This window comes from Galactobacter valiniphilus (assembly GCF_003575975.1).
Lineage (GTDB): Bacteria > Actinomycetota > Actinomycetes > Actinomycetales > Micrococcaceae > Galactobacter > Galactobacter valiniphilus.
Genome location: NZ_QQXK01000026.1, coordinates 1 through 14,984, shown reverse-complemented (window position 1 = coordinate 14,984; position 14,984 = coordinate 1). Strand labels below are relative to the sequence as shown.

The window sequence follows — 14,984 nt, the reverse complement described above, 5'->3', positions numbered from 1 at the left end:
TCAGGCCCTCGCCTCCGGGTGGGCCTCGAGGTAGGCGCGCAGGCTGTTCAGGAAGGCGCTCGTCTCGGCCTCGGTGCCGGCCGTGACGCGCAGCTGTCCGGGTAGGCCGTTGTTGCGCACGATGATGCCGTCGGCCAGCAGCGCCTCGAAGACCGCGTTCGGGTCGGTGAGGCGCCCGAAGGTCACAAAGTTCGAGTCGGAGACGGCCGGCACGAGGCCGAGCGCCGTGAGCTCGGAGACGATGCGGTCGCGCTGGCGCTTGATGTCCTCGACGTTGTCGAGGAGCACGTCGGCGTGGGCCAGGGCAGCGCGCGCGGTCGCCTGGGTCACGGCCGAGAGGTGGTACGGCAGGCGCACGAGGCGCAGGGCGTCAACGACCTGGGCGGCGGCGGCGAGGTAGCCGAGGCGGGCACCGGCCAGGGCGAAGGCCTTGGACATGGTGCGCGTGACGATGAGGCGCTCGCGGCCCGGCAGCAGGGTGAGGGCCGAGCGCGTGCCGGCCAGGGCGAACTCGGCATAGGCCTCGTCCACCACCACGATGGTGTTGAAGGCCTCGCCCGCCTCGTAAACGGCCTCGATGACGTCGAGTCCCAGGGCCGTGCCGGTCGGGTTGTTGGGCGAGCACAGGAACACGATGTTCGGCTCGTGCTCGATCACCTGGCGCGCCGCGTCGTCGGCCGAGAGCGTATAGTCGCCCGTGCGCTTGCCCTCGAGGTAGCCCGTGTCGGTGCCCGAGGCGAGCAGCGGGTACATGGAGTAGGTCGGCGGGAAGCTCAGCAAGGTGCGGCCGGGGCCGCCGAAGGCCTGGAGGATCTGCTGGAGGACCTCGTTGGAGCCGTTAGCGGCCCAGAGGTTCTCAAAGGTGAGGCCGTGGCCAAGGTAGGCGGCGAGGTCCTCGCGCAGCGCCACGAACTCGCGGTCCGGGTAGCGGTAGAGGGTCGCGGCGGCCTCGCGGACGGCCTCCGTGATCGCGTCCACCACGGCCTGGGGCATGGGATGGGTGTTCTCGTTGACGTTCAGCTGCACGGGGACGTCTATCTGGGGTGCGCCGTACGGCGAGAGGCCACGCAGGTTGTCGCGCAGGGGAAGCTGGGAGAGGAGTTCGAGGCGATCTTGGCTCACGCCTTGAAGTCTAGGTCGATCACGACAGAGCCCCGGCCTCCATGACGGAGGCCGGGGCCGTGAGGGGTGTGACCCGCCGAGGCAGACGAGGTGACCTATCGTCCGCAGCACCCTCGGAGGGAACACGTGGTGCGTGAGCCGAGCGGCTCACAAGTCTGTTGGGGAACCTCCGAAGAGGCGCGGCTCAGTCCTGGGCGTCGCTGGGGACGATGAGCGTCTGACCCGGCTTGAGGACGCCGGTGTCGGCATTGAGGGAGGCGATGCGGCTGACGACCTCGCGGGTGTCCTGCGAGGGAGCGAACTCGCGGGCCAGGCCCCAGAGCGAGTCGCCCTCCATGACCGTGACCTCCTCGAGGCCCGTGCCGGGACCCGTGAGGTGGGTCTGGGACGCGCTGGCGGGGGCCAGCCACGCGCCGATGATGAGCGTGGCGACCGTGACGATCATCAGGAGCGGCAGCGCCAGCAGCACGAGGCGGCCGCGCGCCGTCAGGCGAAGCGGGGCCAGCGGGGCGGCGGGGGCGGAGAAAGCGATCTGCGACATGGGGTTCACCTTTCGAACGGATTCGAAACCACGGGTCCGGACTTTCGAAGATGTCTTCGAAGTGCGTTGGAACATTTCTAGCACGTGTGTTCGATCGATGTCGAGACACGTTCGAACAAATCTTTGAATCGCGTCCCTTCGTGGCCTAACCTTGAGACCTAAGAAGGGGTGCGGCTCTTATGGAAACCGTCACCCCCGACACCTCGGTCGAACCCGATCGGGATACGCCCCCGTTCCGCAGGAACGGAGAAGCGCAGGAGGTCAGCGTGAGCCGCCCCAGTACCGAGCCGCAGGCGCCTCGCAAGGCCCTGACCACCCGCCAGCGTCAGATCCTCGAGGCCATCACCTCCTCAACGGAGAAGCACGGCTACCCGCCCACCATGCGAGAGATCGGCGACGCCGTCGGCCTGAAGTCGCTTTCCTCGGTGACCCACCAGCTCGGGCAGCTGGAGAAGGCCGGCTACGTCCGCCGCGATCCGCGCCTGCCGCGGGCCATCGAGGTGCTGGGCCCGGACGGCCTGCGCCTCGAACCGGCCCGCGCCGCCAAGGCGCCGGAGGCACCCGCCCAGGCGCCCGCCGTCGTGCAGGAAGCCCCGGCTCCCCTCGAATTCCCGGGCACCGAGCATCAGGCCATGGTCCCGCTCGTGGGCCGCATCGCGGCCGGCGGGCCCATCCTGGCCGAACAGCAGGTCGAGGACGTCTTCCCGCTCCCCCGCCAGCTCGTGGGCCACGGCGAGCTGTTCATGCTCAAGGTCTCCGGCGATTCCATGATCGACGCCGCCATCTGCGACGGCGACTGGGTCGTGGTGCGTCGCCAGGACAACGCGGTCAACGGCGACATCGTGGCCGCACTCCTGGACGACGAGGCAACGGTGAAGACCTTCCGTCAGCGCGACGGCCACACCTGGCTGCTCCCGCAGAACTCGCAGTACGAGCCCATCCTGGGAGACCACGCCACCGTCATGGGCAAGGTCGTCTCGGTGCTGCGCTCGCTCTGAGCCACCCCACCCACAACCAACGCGAGGCGCCCCCGTCCTTTTCAGGACGGGGGCGCCTCGCGTTGCGGTGGCCGCTCCGGGGCCTCGCCGACTACGTCGCGGCAGGAGCCTGCGACAGACGGCCCAGCGCGCCGAGCACGGTGGCCCGGTCGGTCGTGGGCCACAGGGGCGGCAGGGTGTCCTTGAGGAAGCCGCCGTAGCCCTTGCTCACCATGCGCGAGTCGAGGATCGCGACGACGCCGCGGTCCCCCACCGAGCGGATCAGGCGGCCGGCGCCCTGCGCGAGGCGCACGGCGGCGTGCTGCGCGGACACGGCCATGAAGCCGTTGCCGCCGCGCTGGTTGATGTCGCGCGTGCGCGCCGTGGAGAGCGGGTCGTCGGGGCGCGGGAAGGGGATGCGGTCGATGATGACGAGCCGGCAATTCGGGCCCGGGACGTCCACGCCCTGCCAGAGCGTCATGGTGCCGAAGAGGCACGTCTCCTCGTCGGCGGCGAAGGTGCGCACCAGCTCGGGGATGCTCGCATCCCCCTGGCACAGGATGGGGACATCGACGCGCTTGCGGAGGGCCTCGGCGGCCTCCTCGGCGGCGCGCCGGGAGGAGAAGAGCGCGAGCGCGGCTCCCCCGGAGGCCTTGATGAGCGCCTCGATCTCGTCGAGGGCGGCGTCGGAGAGACCGCGGCCCGGCGGCGGCAGCTGCCTGGCGACGTAGAGCATGCCCTGCGCCGGGTAGTCGAAGGGGCTGCCGACGTCGATGGCCTCCCACTCGGGGGCGCCGGCGCCCATGAGGCCGAGGTCGCCGGCGACGGGCTCGAACTTGGCACCGAGCGCGAGGGTGGCGGAGGTCAGCACCACGGTGTGGCCGTCGAAGAGGCCCTCCCTGAGCTGGCCGGCCACGGAGAGCGGCGCGACCATGAGCACGGCGGGGGTGTCGTCGCCGGGCACCACGTAGCCGCGGCCGGGCTCGAACTGGCCGGGGCGCGCAGCCCAAACGACCTCGCGCTCGTGGTGTGCTCCGAGCAGGCGATCCGCGAGCTCCACGAGCTGCGCCAGCTCGGAGCGGGCGGTCTGGCGTCCGCCGTCCACGGGCGCACCCGGCTCGGGCTTGGACTCAGCCAGGGCCACCTTGGCGGCGTCACGCACGGCGGCAACGGCCGCGGCCATCTCCTCGTTGAGGCCGCGCGGGAGCAGGCCGGTGGGCACGCCGATGGTGGCCTTCTCGAGGGCCAGGCCGGCGTCCTTGAGGGACTTCACAGTGGACTTGAGGTGCTTGCGCGCCGCCGCGGCGGCGTGGGAGACCGCCGAGGAGGACAGCGGCTTCGTCACGGCGGACGTCACGCGGTCCTGCAGCTCGTGGGCCTCATCGATGATGACGGCGTCGAAGTCCGGGAGCACGGCGAGCCCCTCGAACGCGGACACCGCAAGCATGGCGTGGTTGGTCACGACGACGTCGGCCTCGGAGGCGTGGGCGCGGGCCCGCTCCGTGAAGCACTCGTCGGCCATGGGGCAGGCCTGGGCGCCGAGGCACTCCATCGAGGAGACGGACACTTGGCGCCAGGCCTTGTCGGAGACGGAGGGCGTGACCTCGTCGCGGTCGCCGGTCTCGGTTTCCTCGGCCCATTCGCGCAGGCGCACGACCTCGCGGCCGAGATGCGAGTTGGGGCCCTCGTTGAAGGACGGCTTGGCGCCGCCGGCCTCCTCGATTCCGAAGAGCGTGTCCTCCTCGTCCGGGTAGCCGCCGCCGAGCTTGTACTTGCAGACGTAGTTGTTGCGGCCCTTCAGGAGGGCGATGTCGACCTCGCGGGGCAGCTCGGGGCCGAGCGTCTCCAGGAGCCGCGGGACGTCGCGGCTCACGATCTGGGACTGCAGCGCCAGCGTGGCCGTGGAGACGATGATCGGTTTCTCGGAGTCCAGGGCGTGCTTGATGGCTGGCACCAGGTAGGCCAGGGACTTGCCCGTGCCGGTGCCGGCCTGCACCAGGAGGTGCTTGCCCTCGGTCAGGGCCTCGTCCACCTTGCGGGCCATCTCGTGCTGGCCCTCGCGGCGCTGACCGCCGAGGCCTCCCACCGCGTGGGTGAGGAGGTCCTCGACCTTCAGCTCCTCGCTGTCGAAGACGCTCACGAGGCCACGACGAACTCGGCCAGCTCGGCCGCCAGGGCGTCCTTGACCAGCACACGCAGGTGCGTGCCGTCCTCGAGGTGCTCCGTGGAGAGGATCTCGGCGTCGGCGGCGTGCAGGCGCGCGACCACCTCGCCCCTGGCATAGGGCACCACGATGTCCAGCGGCACGGAGGGCCGCGGGATGAGCTCGGAGACGCGCTGCATGAGCTCGTCGATGCCCTCGCCCGAGCGGGCGGAGACGACGACGGTCTCGCGCTGCGTGTGGCGCAGGCGATCCACCACCACGGGGTCGGCGATGTCGGCCTTGTTCAGGACGATGAGCTCGGGCACCTCGAGAGCGTCGACGTCTCGCAGGACGTCGCGGACGGCCGCGATCTGACCCTCCGGATCGGGGTGGGAGGCGTCGACGACGTGCAGCAGCAGATCGGCGTCGGCCGCCTCCTCCAGCGTGGAGCGGAAGGCCTCCACGAGCTGGGTGGGAAGCGAGCGCACGAAGCCGACGGTGTCGGCGAGCGTGAAGCCGATGCCGTCCGGCGTCACGGCCTGGCGAACCGTGGGGTCCAGGGTCGCGAACAGGGCGTTCTCGACGAGCACGCCGGCGTCGGTGAGGCGGTTCAGGAGCGAGGACTTGCCCGCGTTGGTGTAGCCGACGATCGCCACGGAGGGGACGTCGTTGCGCTGGCGGCTGGCACGCTTGGCGTCGCGGGCTGGCTTCATGCCGGCGATGTCCTTGCGCAGCTTGGCCATGCGGTGGCGGATGCGGCGGCGGTCCAGTTCGATCTTGGTCTCGCCGGGTCCGCGGGAGCCCATGCCGGCCCCGGCGCCGCCCACCTGGCCACCGGCCTGGCGGGACATGGACTCGCCCCAACCGCGCAGGCGCGGCAGGAGGTATTCGAGCTGGGCCAGTTCCACCTGGGCCTTGCCCTCGCGGGACTTGGCGTGCTGGGCGAAGATGTCCAGGATGAGGGCCGTGCGGTCGATGACCTTGACCTTCACGACGTCCTCGAGGCCGCGGCGCTGGGACGGGGAGAGCTCGGAGTCGACGATCACGGTGTCGGCGCCGGTCGCCTCGACGATGTCCTTGAGCTCGAGGGCCTTGCCGGAGCCGAGGAAGGTGCCCGGGTCCGGCTTGAGGCGGCGCTGAACCATGCCGTCCAGGACCTCGGAGCCGGCGGTCTCGGCGAGGGCGGCGAGCTCCTGCAGGGAGTTCTCGGCATCTTGCGCCGTGCCTTCGCTCCAGAGGCCGGCCAGCACGACGCGCTCGAGGCGCAGCTGGCGGTATTCGACCTCGGAGACGTCCTCGAGTTCGGTGGAGAGACCGGCGACGCGGCGCAGCGCGCGGCGGTCGGCCAGGTCTTCCTGGGCGCCGTCGAAGCGCGAGTGCTCCTGCGAAAGGTCGCTCAGCGCGAGGGCGCGGCCGGAGCCCAAAGGCGAGTCGCCGCCGTCGTGCTCCGAAGCGCCCTGCTGGGCGCGGCCGGATCGGCCGCGGGCCGCGCGGGCGTCGTCCGCGGCGACGATGCGGGCGATGGTGGCCTCGATCTCGGCGTCCGTGGACGCGGCGGAGGCGAGGGTCTGCGACTCGGCGCCGTTGAACGGGGCGCGCGAGGAATCGGTGTGGGTCATGGTCTCCCTGCTAGACGTGCTGGAAAGTCTACTGGTCCGGCGCCGGTGAGGGGCGCGGTTATCCCCAGGGCTCAATGAGCCTGGGAGCGGGCCGCTCACACGAAGAACAGGTAAGTCATAGAGAAAACTCTATCACTGGGATCGGTAGGCTGACCACCATGGCCGAGCAGCACTACTTCACCTCCTCCCCCGACACCCCCGAGCGCCGACGCACGATTCGCGTCGAACTCGCCGGACGCGAGCGCGAGGTGACCACCGCCAACGGCATCTTCAGCCCGGAGGGCGTGGACAAGGGAACCGAGGCGCTGCTGCGCCGCGTGCCGGAGCCCGCCGAGGCCGGGACTTTTCTCGACATAGGCTGCGGCTGGGGGCCGATCGCCCTGACGATGGCGCTCGAATCCCCCGCCGCGACGGTGTACGCGGTGGACGTCAACGAGCGTTCACTGGGACTCACGCGCGACAACGCGACGGCGCTCGGCTGCGAGAACATCGTCGCCTCGACCCCCGACAAGGTGCCCGCGGGCGTCGGCTTTGATCTCATCTGGTCGAACCCGCCGATCCGCGTGGGCAAGGCCGCGCTGCATGAGATCCTGCTCACGTGGCTGCCGCGCCTGAACGTGGGCGGCGAGGCCTACCTCGTGGTCCAGAAGAACCTGGGCTCCGATTCGTTGCAGAGTTGGCTCGGGGAGACGCTCGGCGAGGGGTATGAGCTCGAGCGCTTCGCGCGCGAGAAGGCCTTCCGGGTGCTGCGCGTCGAACGCCTCGCCTGAGGTCCACAACTCCTAGGGGTCCCGCCGCGGCGGGGCCCCTTTTTTTGGCGCCCGATCCCCTCACAGGGGCGCCTTGACAGATACTGTGGATAACATCTCCCAACACCGTGATTTTTGGTCTAAGATGTGCGACTACGTGTTCTCAAGGGGGCGAGATGTCGCAACGCAGGAGTTCGTTGGCCGGGGCGGCAATTGCGCTCGCCCTCGCCTGCGCGGCCGCGCTGACGGCGTGCACGGGGCCGGGTGACCCGCCCGCGGGAACCCTCTCCGCGCCGGGCAGCTCCCCCACCGGCACGACGGCGCCCACCGGGCTTCCAGCCTCGGCCAGCCCGGGTGCCACGGGCACCGGCGGAACCGGCGCGTCCAGTCTTGATCCGAACGCCTACCAGCCAGCCACGTCGACTTCGCCGGCCAAGAACGTGCCGAAGCCCGTCATGCCGGAGGCCGCCAAGAAGAAGGACCTCGAGGGCCAGAAGGCGTTCATCCAGTACTGGATCTCGACGTACAACTACATGCGCGAAAGCGGCGACACCGGGCCGTTTCTTGCCGCCTGCGAGAAGACCAGCAAATTTTGCTCGGGGTCGGCCACCGCTGCGACCGCTGCCTCTAGTGAAGGAATCTGGAGGGTTGGAGTGCCAGTAACGATCACCGACATTCAGGGCCAGGGCACCGGCACTTCAAAAGCCGACGCCTCGATCCTCGCGACTCTCCACGAACCTCCATATGAGTACTTTCCTGCGGGCTCGGCAACAGGCTTTTCGCCACGTCACGAGTCACAAGTGCATTCCGTGTCCATTGACTTGAGATTTACCGACGGCCGTTGGACCATCCTCGAGATGGGTCAGCTATGAAAGGTCTGATGGTCGTTCCACTCGTTGCGGGCCTACTTACGACATCGCTCCCGCTCGAGTTGGGATTCAACGGCGACGTATTCGGAGATTCAATCCGGGTGAAGGGGCACCGCTCGGACGACGGGCGAGTGTCGTCACCTTCAAAGCCCGGCAAGAATTCACCGGCCACCCAGCCTCAGCGATCACCGTCGAACAAGCCGCACGTGTCAAGTTCCCACAAGTCGGCCAAGACGCCGGCGCAAATCCTCTTTGACAACTTCCGCAATTGCGGAATGGGTCAAGCCGCCGGGTTCAGTGGGATGACTGGTTGCCGCGGCCAGCAGGCCCCAGCGGCCGCAAACGCCCCGCAGGTCCCCAACGCCCCGGCAGCGCCCCCGGTCGTCACGCCCGGCTCAGTGCAGCAGCAGATGGCCAGCCTGCCGATCCCGGCCAGCGCCCTGCGTTCCCAGCTCAACGGCTTCTCGCTGCGCAACGCCAACACCAACATCTACGCCGATGGCTCGTCGCACACCCTGAACACCACGATCCTGGGGCAATCGGTCACCATCACGGTCACGCCCGTCCGCTACGACTTCGGTTACGGAGACGGCACCAGCAAAACCACCAGCACTCCGGGCGGCCCGCTCAAGGACGACGGCTTCGAAACCCCCACCACCACCGGCCACGTCTACAAGGAAACCGGCAAATACAGCATCACGCTCACCACGCACTACGCGGGCACGTTCTCCGTCAACGGCGGCCCCGCCCAAACGATCCCGGGCACCGCGACCGTCAACTCCACGCCCATGCCGCTACAGATCTGGCGCACCAAGCACTACCAGGTCCAAGCCGCGTGCACGCCAGGATCAACGGCCCCGGGATGCGTCCCGCCGGGCGGCTGAGCGTCACGAGCGACGGGGTGCAACGAGCGGCAGAGAGCAACAGCGCCCGAGCGCCTCTTAGCTCAGACCCCCAGGACGCCGGTGGCCACGCGCACTGCGGGACCCGAGAGCACGACGTGCTCCGCGCCGTCGGGCGCCTGCACGAAGCGCACGCCGCACACGCCGCCGGGAACGGCCACGGCCCACGCCGCGGCGTCGCACCCGGCCGGGCCTGCCCAGTGCCGCACGGCCACCACTGCCGCGCAGATCCCGGTGCCGCAGGACAGCGTCTCCCCCACGCCGCGTTCGTGCACGCGCATGTCGATCGCCGCCACGCGATCCACCACGAGCGGCTCCGACGGGACCACGTACTCCACGTTGATGCCGTTCGGCGGCAGCGGCTCCACGGCTGGCAGGGTGTGCAGATCGGCGGCGGCCAGCTCGGCCACATCGGGCAGCGCGACCACGGTGTGCGGATTGCCCATGCTGACGGACAGCGAGGGGCGCGGCACGGACAGGCCGGCGGTCGTCACGAGCGAATCCATCGCGTCGGCCTCGGCGCGCTCGGGATGAATGAACTCCCAGGGACCCATGTCCACGCTGTAGCCGTCCCCGGAGCGGCGCACCACCTTGACGCCCGCGCGGGTGCCGATGCGCAGGCCGTCGGCGGGCATCTCGGCCAGCCCCTCGAGCAGCAGGAAGTGCGCAAAGGCGCGCACGCCGTTGCCGCACATCTCGGCGATGGAACCGTCGCCGTTGCGGTAGTCCATGAACCACTCGGCGCCCGGATCGGCGGCGAGTGCGGCGCGCCCCTCGGCCAACGACTCGGAGCGGATGGCGCGGATCAGCCCGTCGCCGCCGAGCCCAAGGTGCCGATCGCACAGCGCCGCGACCTGGGCCGCCGTGACGTCGCGCTCGCCCGCGGGGGCGGAGATCATCACGAAGTCGTTGCCGGTCGCGTGCACTTTGGAAAAGGCCAGCCCGGTCAGGGCGGCCACGGCGTCGATGCGGTCCTGGGGGTTCATGGGTTCAACCCTACGGTGCACGACGGCGCACGCTCACCTTCGCGACGCGCCCCGCCCTTCGGCGGGGCGTACGTCGGCATTGCCGCGTGTTCCTGCCCTTCGCACGCCCGGCCGACAGCGCGAGCGGTGCGGGGAAGGAACGACACGGAGACGAGCGAACGCCCTGCCGGGGCGCAGCCGCGGGGCTCCCCTCGTTAGTACGTGGACCGGTCCGTCGTGGCGGCGAACGCGGGCAGGGCCATGAGTCGGTCTCGATACTCGGCGAGCGCCGGCCAGGCCTCGTCGTCGAGTGGATAGCGGACGAGCTTGACCCAGAGGTAGAGATCCGCCTCGGTGAGCCGCTCGCCGAGCACGTACTCTCGTCCGCCCAGCAGCCCGTCCCATTCGGTGGGGCCGTTGGGCTCCAGGCGCAGGAAGCGCTCCACCTCGGCGATCTTCTCCCGCAGGGCGGGCGGCGCCGTGGACGTCTCCGGGTCGATCACCGCGTCAAAGTCGGCCGGGAAGCTCAGCGCGAGAGAGGCCGGGTCGTTGCTGACCGCCGTGTTGGCGACCTTGTCCCAGAGCAGGGGCACGGAGACGTGGCCGTCATAGCCGGGTCGGGCCAGGCGGTAGGCCTCGCGCAGGAACTCGAAGCCGTTGACCGGGTCCTCGCCGGTCCCCTCGCGGAACGCCCAGCCGCGGGCATCGCGCTCGTTGTCGATCCAGGAAAGCGAGATGTACTCCTCGAGGCCGTTCAAGGCACGGGAGAGCGTGACGCGGTGAGCCCACGGGCAGAACCAGCCGGCGTACAGGTGGTAGCGCCCGGGCTCGATCGGGAACTCCGCGGTGCCGAGGCGGCCGGTGAAGGGCTCCCGGCCCGGCGCGTCGGCGGGACGCTCGTACTCACCAAAGGCGTCGATATCGACGGGGCTGGCCAGGGCGGTCATGGTGCTTCCTCTCGAAGGGGACGGCGGCGCGCTGGGACGCCGCATCGTCTCGTGTAGTGCTCGTCTGCGTCGGCCCGCGCGAGCTCCCGCCGACCACTCTGCTCACTCGCCGCCCGCCCAGGCAAGGCGGGCGCCTTGGCCGTTCATGCGTCGTCGTGCCGCGTCACAGAACGGCACTGAAGCCTGCCGCCGGCGGCGGAACGCCAGCCGCGGATGCCCGCGACCCGCTGAGCTGACCTCAGGCCGTCGGCATGCTCACTGCGGTGACGAGCCGAACGCCGCGGGCACCGGCCCGGTAGGCGTGCTCGGCCTCGGCCGGGAAGCGGATCGCGTCCCCGACCTTGAGCAGCACGCTCCACTCGTCGGTGGAGACGGTGACGGCGCCGGAGACCACATAGGCGACCTCCTCGGAGCCCACGCCGTGCGGCGCGCTCTGTTGCCCGGCCTCGGGCGCCAGGAACATCTCGTACATCTCCACGCGGCGCGCACCGGCGGAGGGCAGGAGGGTGCGACCCTCGAGGTCCTCGCCCGATCCTTTGACGGGGGCGCGCAGCACGGTGGGTCCGCTCTGCGGGATCTTGGCCAGCTCGGAGAGGCTCGTCCCGAGCGCCGAGGCGACGGCGGCGAGCACCTCCACCGTGGGGTTGGCCTGCCCGTGCTCGAGCTGGGACACCAGCGCAGGCGAGATGCCGGCCGCCTCGGCGAGCGCGCGCACCGACATGCCTTGCGCGGTGCGCAGGGCTCGGGCGTGCTGGGCGATGGCCGCACGGGTCGCGTCGGCCGGTCCGGTCTCTGGGGGCATGGTGTTCCTCTCGGGGGCGAGGCCTGCCGCTCGGGGCGGGCCTCGCCAGCCTCTCACGCCAGGCGGCGCAGGGTGACCATGGCGCGCACGGCGGGCTTGCCGTACCAGGCCATGCGATCCAGGCTCGTGCGCGGCAGCGGCAGGGCGTGCCCGTCGAGCCACGATTCGGACTCGTCGGCGTCCGTCCACGGGTCCTGCGCGTAGTAGACGTCGCCCTCGCGCGAGTGCACGGCGATCCAGTGCGGGCAGCTCTCCGCGTGCATGCCGAGTTCCTCGATCAGCACGGCCACCACGGCGCCGGAGTCCAGGGCGGCGTCCAGGTCCTCGAGGGTAAACGCGCGCGTGTGCAGCGGGATGCCCGCCTCCACGACGCGCTCGCGGAAGCCCCGCTGGATGAAGCGGCGCAGATCCGCATTGTTCCCGTCGGCGGCCAGCTCGAGCAGGATCGGTTCGGTCGTGGAAAGGTGCACCTCCACCTGGGCGCCGCGGGACGACGCCGCGAGCGCCAGGCCCAGCGGATCGCAGCCTTCGGTGGTGGTCGCCTCGCGCCACAGCCGCAGCTCCTCCTCCCGCGTGAGCTCAGGCAGGAGCCCCAGGGACGTCAGCGCCACATGGGCGGAGACGGGACCGCACGTGAAGTCGGTGGTCTGCCGGTAGTACGGCAGCCCCCCACGGGGGCCCTCCCCCTTGAAGCGGAGCAGGCCGGCGGGGACCGTGTCGCGAGCGGCCAGCACGGGGGCCGCCGTCTCCGGCACCTCCGGGGCCACGTATCCGGCGGCCAGGGCCGCCTCCCACGCGGGGGAACCGACCAGCTCGCGCGGGACCTCGCGCTTGACCACGGCCGCGCCGGCGGCGAAGGCCCGCTCCTCGACCGCCGCCACGAGGGCCGCCTCAGCCTCGGCGCGCGCCGCGTGCACGGGCAGCAGCTTGGCATAGGCCGTCGTGGGCCGGTGCACCTCGAGGCCCACGGCCTGCACCTCGTCCTCCTCCCCCAGGACGGCGACAAGCGTGCGCTGCTGGTGGGGATGGCTGCTCTTCCAGTGCGCCAGCAGTTCGGCCGGCACCCCCGCGGTCCACGGGGCCACGGCCTCGATGTCGTCCGTGACGGGCCTGAACTCAACGCGCATCGCGTGCTCCTGACTGCTGTTCGTGTGCCGCGCCGCGCCCCGGGATGGAGGCGAGCAGGGCCTGGGTGTACTCGTGCTGGGGGTCGAACAGGACCGAGGCCGTGGAGCCGCGCTCCACCACCTCGCCGTGGCGCAGCACCACCACGCTCGAGGAGACCGCGCGGGCCACCGACAGGTCGTGGGTGATGAAGAGCATGCTGAGCCCAAGGCGCTCCTGGAGCCGCGCGAGCAGCGCCAGGATCTGCGCCTGGACGGACACGTCCAAGGCGGAGACCGACTCGTCGAGGATCAGCAGCTCGGGCTCCACGGCGAGGGCCCGGGCGATGGCGACGCGCTGCCGCTCGCCGCCGGAGAGCGCGGCCGGGCGCCGCGGGGCGTAGTCGGCGGGCAGGCCCACGAGCTCCAGCAGTTCGCCCGGCGTGCGGACGCCACCACCCACGGCGGCGGCCTCCTCGAGCCCCGCGCCGATGCTGCGCGCCGGGTTGAGCGCGGAGTACGGATCCTGGAACACGATCTGCGCCCGGCGCGGTCCCGTGGCGCGGCCGAGGAACTCGATGCTCCCCGCGTCGGGGCGTTCCAGCCCCACGAGGCAGCGGGCCAACGTGGTCTTGCCCGAGCCGGATTCGCCCACGACGGCCAGCGTCTGCCCATCGGCCAGCTCCAGGTCCACCCCGGCCAGTGCCGGCCTGGCCTGGCCCGGGAAGGACTTGCGCAGCCCGGTGACGCGCAGGAGCGCACCGCCCGCACCGGAACGCACGACGTCGGACGGTTGGGTTGCGCCGTCACCGTCGGTCCCGCGCCGGCCGGCGCCCGGGACCACGCTCGCCGGGGTGGTCGCCGAGTCGCCGGCCCGGTCCACGTCCTGGCCGGCGCCGTCGGGCAGCGACTCGCCCTCGGCGAGGGCCTCGGCCGCCTCGACGCCGAGGTCGGCGGCGAGCAGGGAGCGCGTGTACTCGTGCTCCGGGTCGAAGAGCACCCGCGAGGCGGGGCCCCTCTCGAGGACCTTGCCGTGGCGCATCACGAGGGCCTCGTCCGCACGATCACGGGCCACGGCGAGGTCGTGGGTGATGAGCAGCAGCGCCATGCCGCGCTTGGCCTGGAGCTCGTCGATGAGGTCGAGCACCTCGCGCTGGGTCGTGACGTCGAGCGCCGTCGTCGGCTCATCGGCGATGAGCACCGAGGGATCGGCGGCGAGCGCCGCGGCGAGGGCGACGCGCTGGCGCATGCCGCCCGAGAGCTCGAACGGTCGCTTGCTCGCGACGGAGGCGTCGAGACCCACCTCGGCCAGGAGCGCCGCGACGCGCGCCGAGCGGGCCGCCGCGGAGCCACCCAAGGCCCAGCCGATCTGCCGTCCCACGCGGTGGGTCGGCGAGAGTGAGGTGAAGGGGTCCTGGAGCAGCAGCGTGATGCCGCCGCCGCGGGCCGCGGCCAGCTCCTTTGAACCGGGGGCCAGGCCGCGCCCGTTGAGCTCCAGCGCGCCGCTGGCCGTGATCCCCGTCGGGAGCAGGCCCGTGAGGGCGCGGGCCGTGAGGGTCTTGCCGGAGCCCGACTCGCCGACCACCACGAGGGTCTGCCCGGCGCTCAGCTTGAGGTCGAGCGGCTCGACGATGACGCCGCGCGGTCCGCTCACGCTCAGTCCCGCGGCCGAGAGCACCGTGGCGGCCGGGGCCTCGGGGACCCGTTCAAGGATGGGTGCGCTCATCGGGCCACCGCCTTCTTCTCGAGGCGCTCGGCCAGCCAGTGGCCGAGCAGGTTGACGCTCGTGGCGGTGGCGACGATGGCCAGGCCCGGAGCGATGGAGGCGAGCGGATTGCTGCCGAGGAGGGCCCGGCCGTCGGCGAGCTGCAGGCCCCAATCGGCGGTGCCCACCCCGGCGCCGATGCCGAGGAAGGAGAGCGAAGAGATCGCCACGAGCGCGAAGGAGACGTTGAGCAGGGCGTTGGCGAGCATCACGGGGGCGACGTTCGGGACCACGTGGCGGAAGAGGATGCGCGGCCCGGAGAGGCCGAGCACGCGCGCCGTCTCGACGTACGGGCGGCTCATCTGGCTCATCGCAATCGAGGGTGTAGGTGGGGTCTGAAGCCTCCGGACTCGAGCAGACTCCGCGCGATGTAGTGCGTGAGGTTCCGGAAGCCCAGGGCGGAGCCGCGGAGGTGTTCGAGGCGGCCGTTGATGGCCTCCGTGGGGCCGTTGCTGGTGCCGGACCGGTCGAAGAACGCGA

At 71.1% G+C, this 14,984-nt stretch carries 15 protein-coding genes; 4 read left to right on the top strand and 11 right to left on the bottom strand.

From position 1 onward, the window contains the following. Both DWB68_RS12220 and DWB68_RS12215 read right to left on the bottom strand, forming a co-directional pair. Complete coding sequence (locus DWB68_RS12220) at positions 1–1,122, bottom strand: histidinol-phosphate transaminase (RefSeq protein WP_119425405.1); 1,122 nt, start codon at positions 1,120–1,122, stop codon at positions 1–3. Between the two features lie 184 nt (positions 1,123–1,306). Then, complete coding sequence (locus DWB68_RS12215; protein WP_158588306.1) at positions 1,307–1,663, bottom strand: LysM peptidoglycan-binding domain-containing protein; 357 nt, start codon at positions 1,661–1,663, stop codon at positions 1,307–1,309. 266 nt (positions 1,664–1,929) lie between these two features. On the opposite strand from DWB68_RS12215, the gene lexA reads away from it, so the two are divergent. Further along, positions 1,930–2,661 (top strand): transcriptional repressor LexA, encoded by a 732-nt coding sequence (lexA, locus tag DWB68_RS12210; RefSeq protein ID WP_233548795.1) that lies wholly within the window; start codon positions 1,930–1,932, stop codon positions 2,659–2,661. 91 nt (positions 2,662–2,752) lie between these two features. Here the strand turns inward: lexA and DWB68_RS12205 are convergent, their stop codons facing one another. After that, a complete protein-coding gene (locus tag DWB68_RS12205; protein WP_233548794.1) occupies positions 2,753–4,780 on the bottom strand; it encodes an ATP-dependent DNA helicase in 2,028 nt (675 codons plus the stop codon). Next, entirely contained in the window at positions 4,777–6,402 is a 1,626-nt protein-coding gene (hflX, locus tag DWB68_RS12200) for a GTPase HflX (protein ID WP_119425402.1), read from the bottom strand. The genes DWB68_RS12205 and hflX overlap by 4 nt, the downstream gene beginning before the upstream one ends. Before the next feature lie 158 nt (positions 6,403–6,560). Here hflX and DWB68_RS12195 point away from each other — a divergent pair, with 158 nt between their 5' ends. The 3 genes from DWB68_RS12195 to DWB68_RS12190 all read left to right on the top strand — a co-directional run bounded on the left by DWB68_RS12195 (position 6,561) and on the right by DWB68_RS12190 (position 8,904). After that, positions 6,561–7,172, top strand: coding sequence for a class I SAM-dependent methyltransferase (locus DWB68_RS12195; protein WP_119425401.1), 612 nt, complete (start codon positions 6,561–6,563; stop codon positions 7,170–7,172). Positions 7,173–7,327: 155 nt separating this feature from the next. After that, positions 7,328–8,023, top strand: coding sequence for a DUF6318 family protein (locus DWB68_RS16025; protein ID WP_147391674.1), 696 nt, complete (start codon positions 7,328–7,330; stop codon positions 8,021–8,023). A gap of 299 nt (positions 8,024–8,322) precedes the next feature. After that, positions 8,323–8,904: a hypothetical protein gene (locus DWB68_RS12190; RefSeq protein ID WP_119425400.1), complete on the top strand. Its 582-nt coding sequence runs from the start codon at positions 8,323–8,325 to the stop codon at positions 8,902–8,904. Between the two features lie 62 nt (positions 8,905–8,966). Here the strand turns inward: DWB68_RS12190 and dapF are convergent, their stop codons facing one another. The 7 genes from dapF to DWB68_RS12155 all read right to left on the bottom strand — a co-directional run. Beyond that, entirely contained in the window at positions 8,967–9,908 is a 942-nt protein-coding gene (gene dapF / locus DWB68_RS12185; protein WP_119425399.1) for a diaminopimelate epimerase, read from the bottom strand. A gap of 194 nt (positions 9,909–10,102) precedes the next feature. Beyond that, positions 10,103–10,834 (bottom strand): glutathione S-transferase family protein, encoded by a 732-nt coding sequence (locus tag DWB68_RS12180; protein WP_158588305.1) that lies wholly within the window; start codon positions 10,832–10,834, stop codon positions 10,103–10,105. 238 nt (positions 10,835–11,072) lie between these two features. Next, the gene (locus tag DWB68_RS12175) at positions 11,073–11,636 is read right to left on the bottom strand and encodes a helix-turn-helix domain-containing protein (protein WP_119425397.1); all 564 of its coding nucleotides are present in this window, start codon (positions 11,634–11,636) and stop codon (positions 11,073–11,075) included. Between the two features lie 53 nt (positions 11,637–11,689). Continuing rightward, positions 11,690–12,763 carry a peptidase C39 family protein gene (locus tag DWB68_RS12170; protein ID WP_119425396.1) on the bottom strand — a complete coding sequence of 358 codons (1,074 nt, stop codon included), beginning with the start codon at positions 12,761–12,763 and terminating at the stop codon, positions 11,690–11,692. Then, positions 12,753–14,465 carry an ATP-binding cassette domain-containing protein gene (locus tag DWB68_RS12165; RefSeq protein ID WP_119425395.1) on the bottom strand — a complete coding sequence of 571 codons (1,713 nt, stop codon included), beginning with the start codon at positions 14,463–14,465 and terminating at the stop codon, positions 12,753–12,755. The genes DWB68_RS12170 and DWB68_RS12165 overlap by 11 nt, the downstream gene beginning before the upstream one ends. Further along, positions 14,462–14,815, bottom strand: a complete 354-nt coding sequence (locus tag DWB68_RS12160) for an ABC transporter permease (protein ID WP_119425394.1) — start codon at positions 14,813–14,815, stop codon at positions 14,462–14,464. Before DWB68_RS12160 ends, DWB68_RS12165 begins: the two co-directional genes overlap by 4 nt. Continuing rightward, the coding region (locus tag DWB68_RS12155) for a transposase (protein WP_147391673.1) at positions 14,812–14,984 on the bottom strand (173 nt) is incomplete at its 5' end. The genes DWB68_RS12155 and DWB68_RS12160, both read right to left, overlap by 4 nt.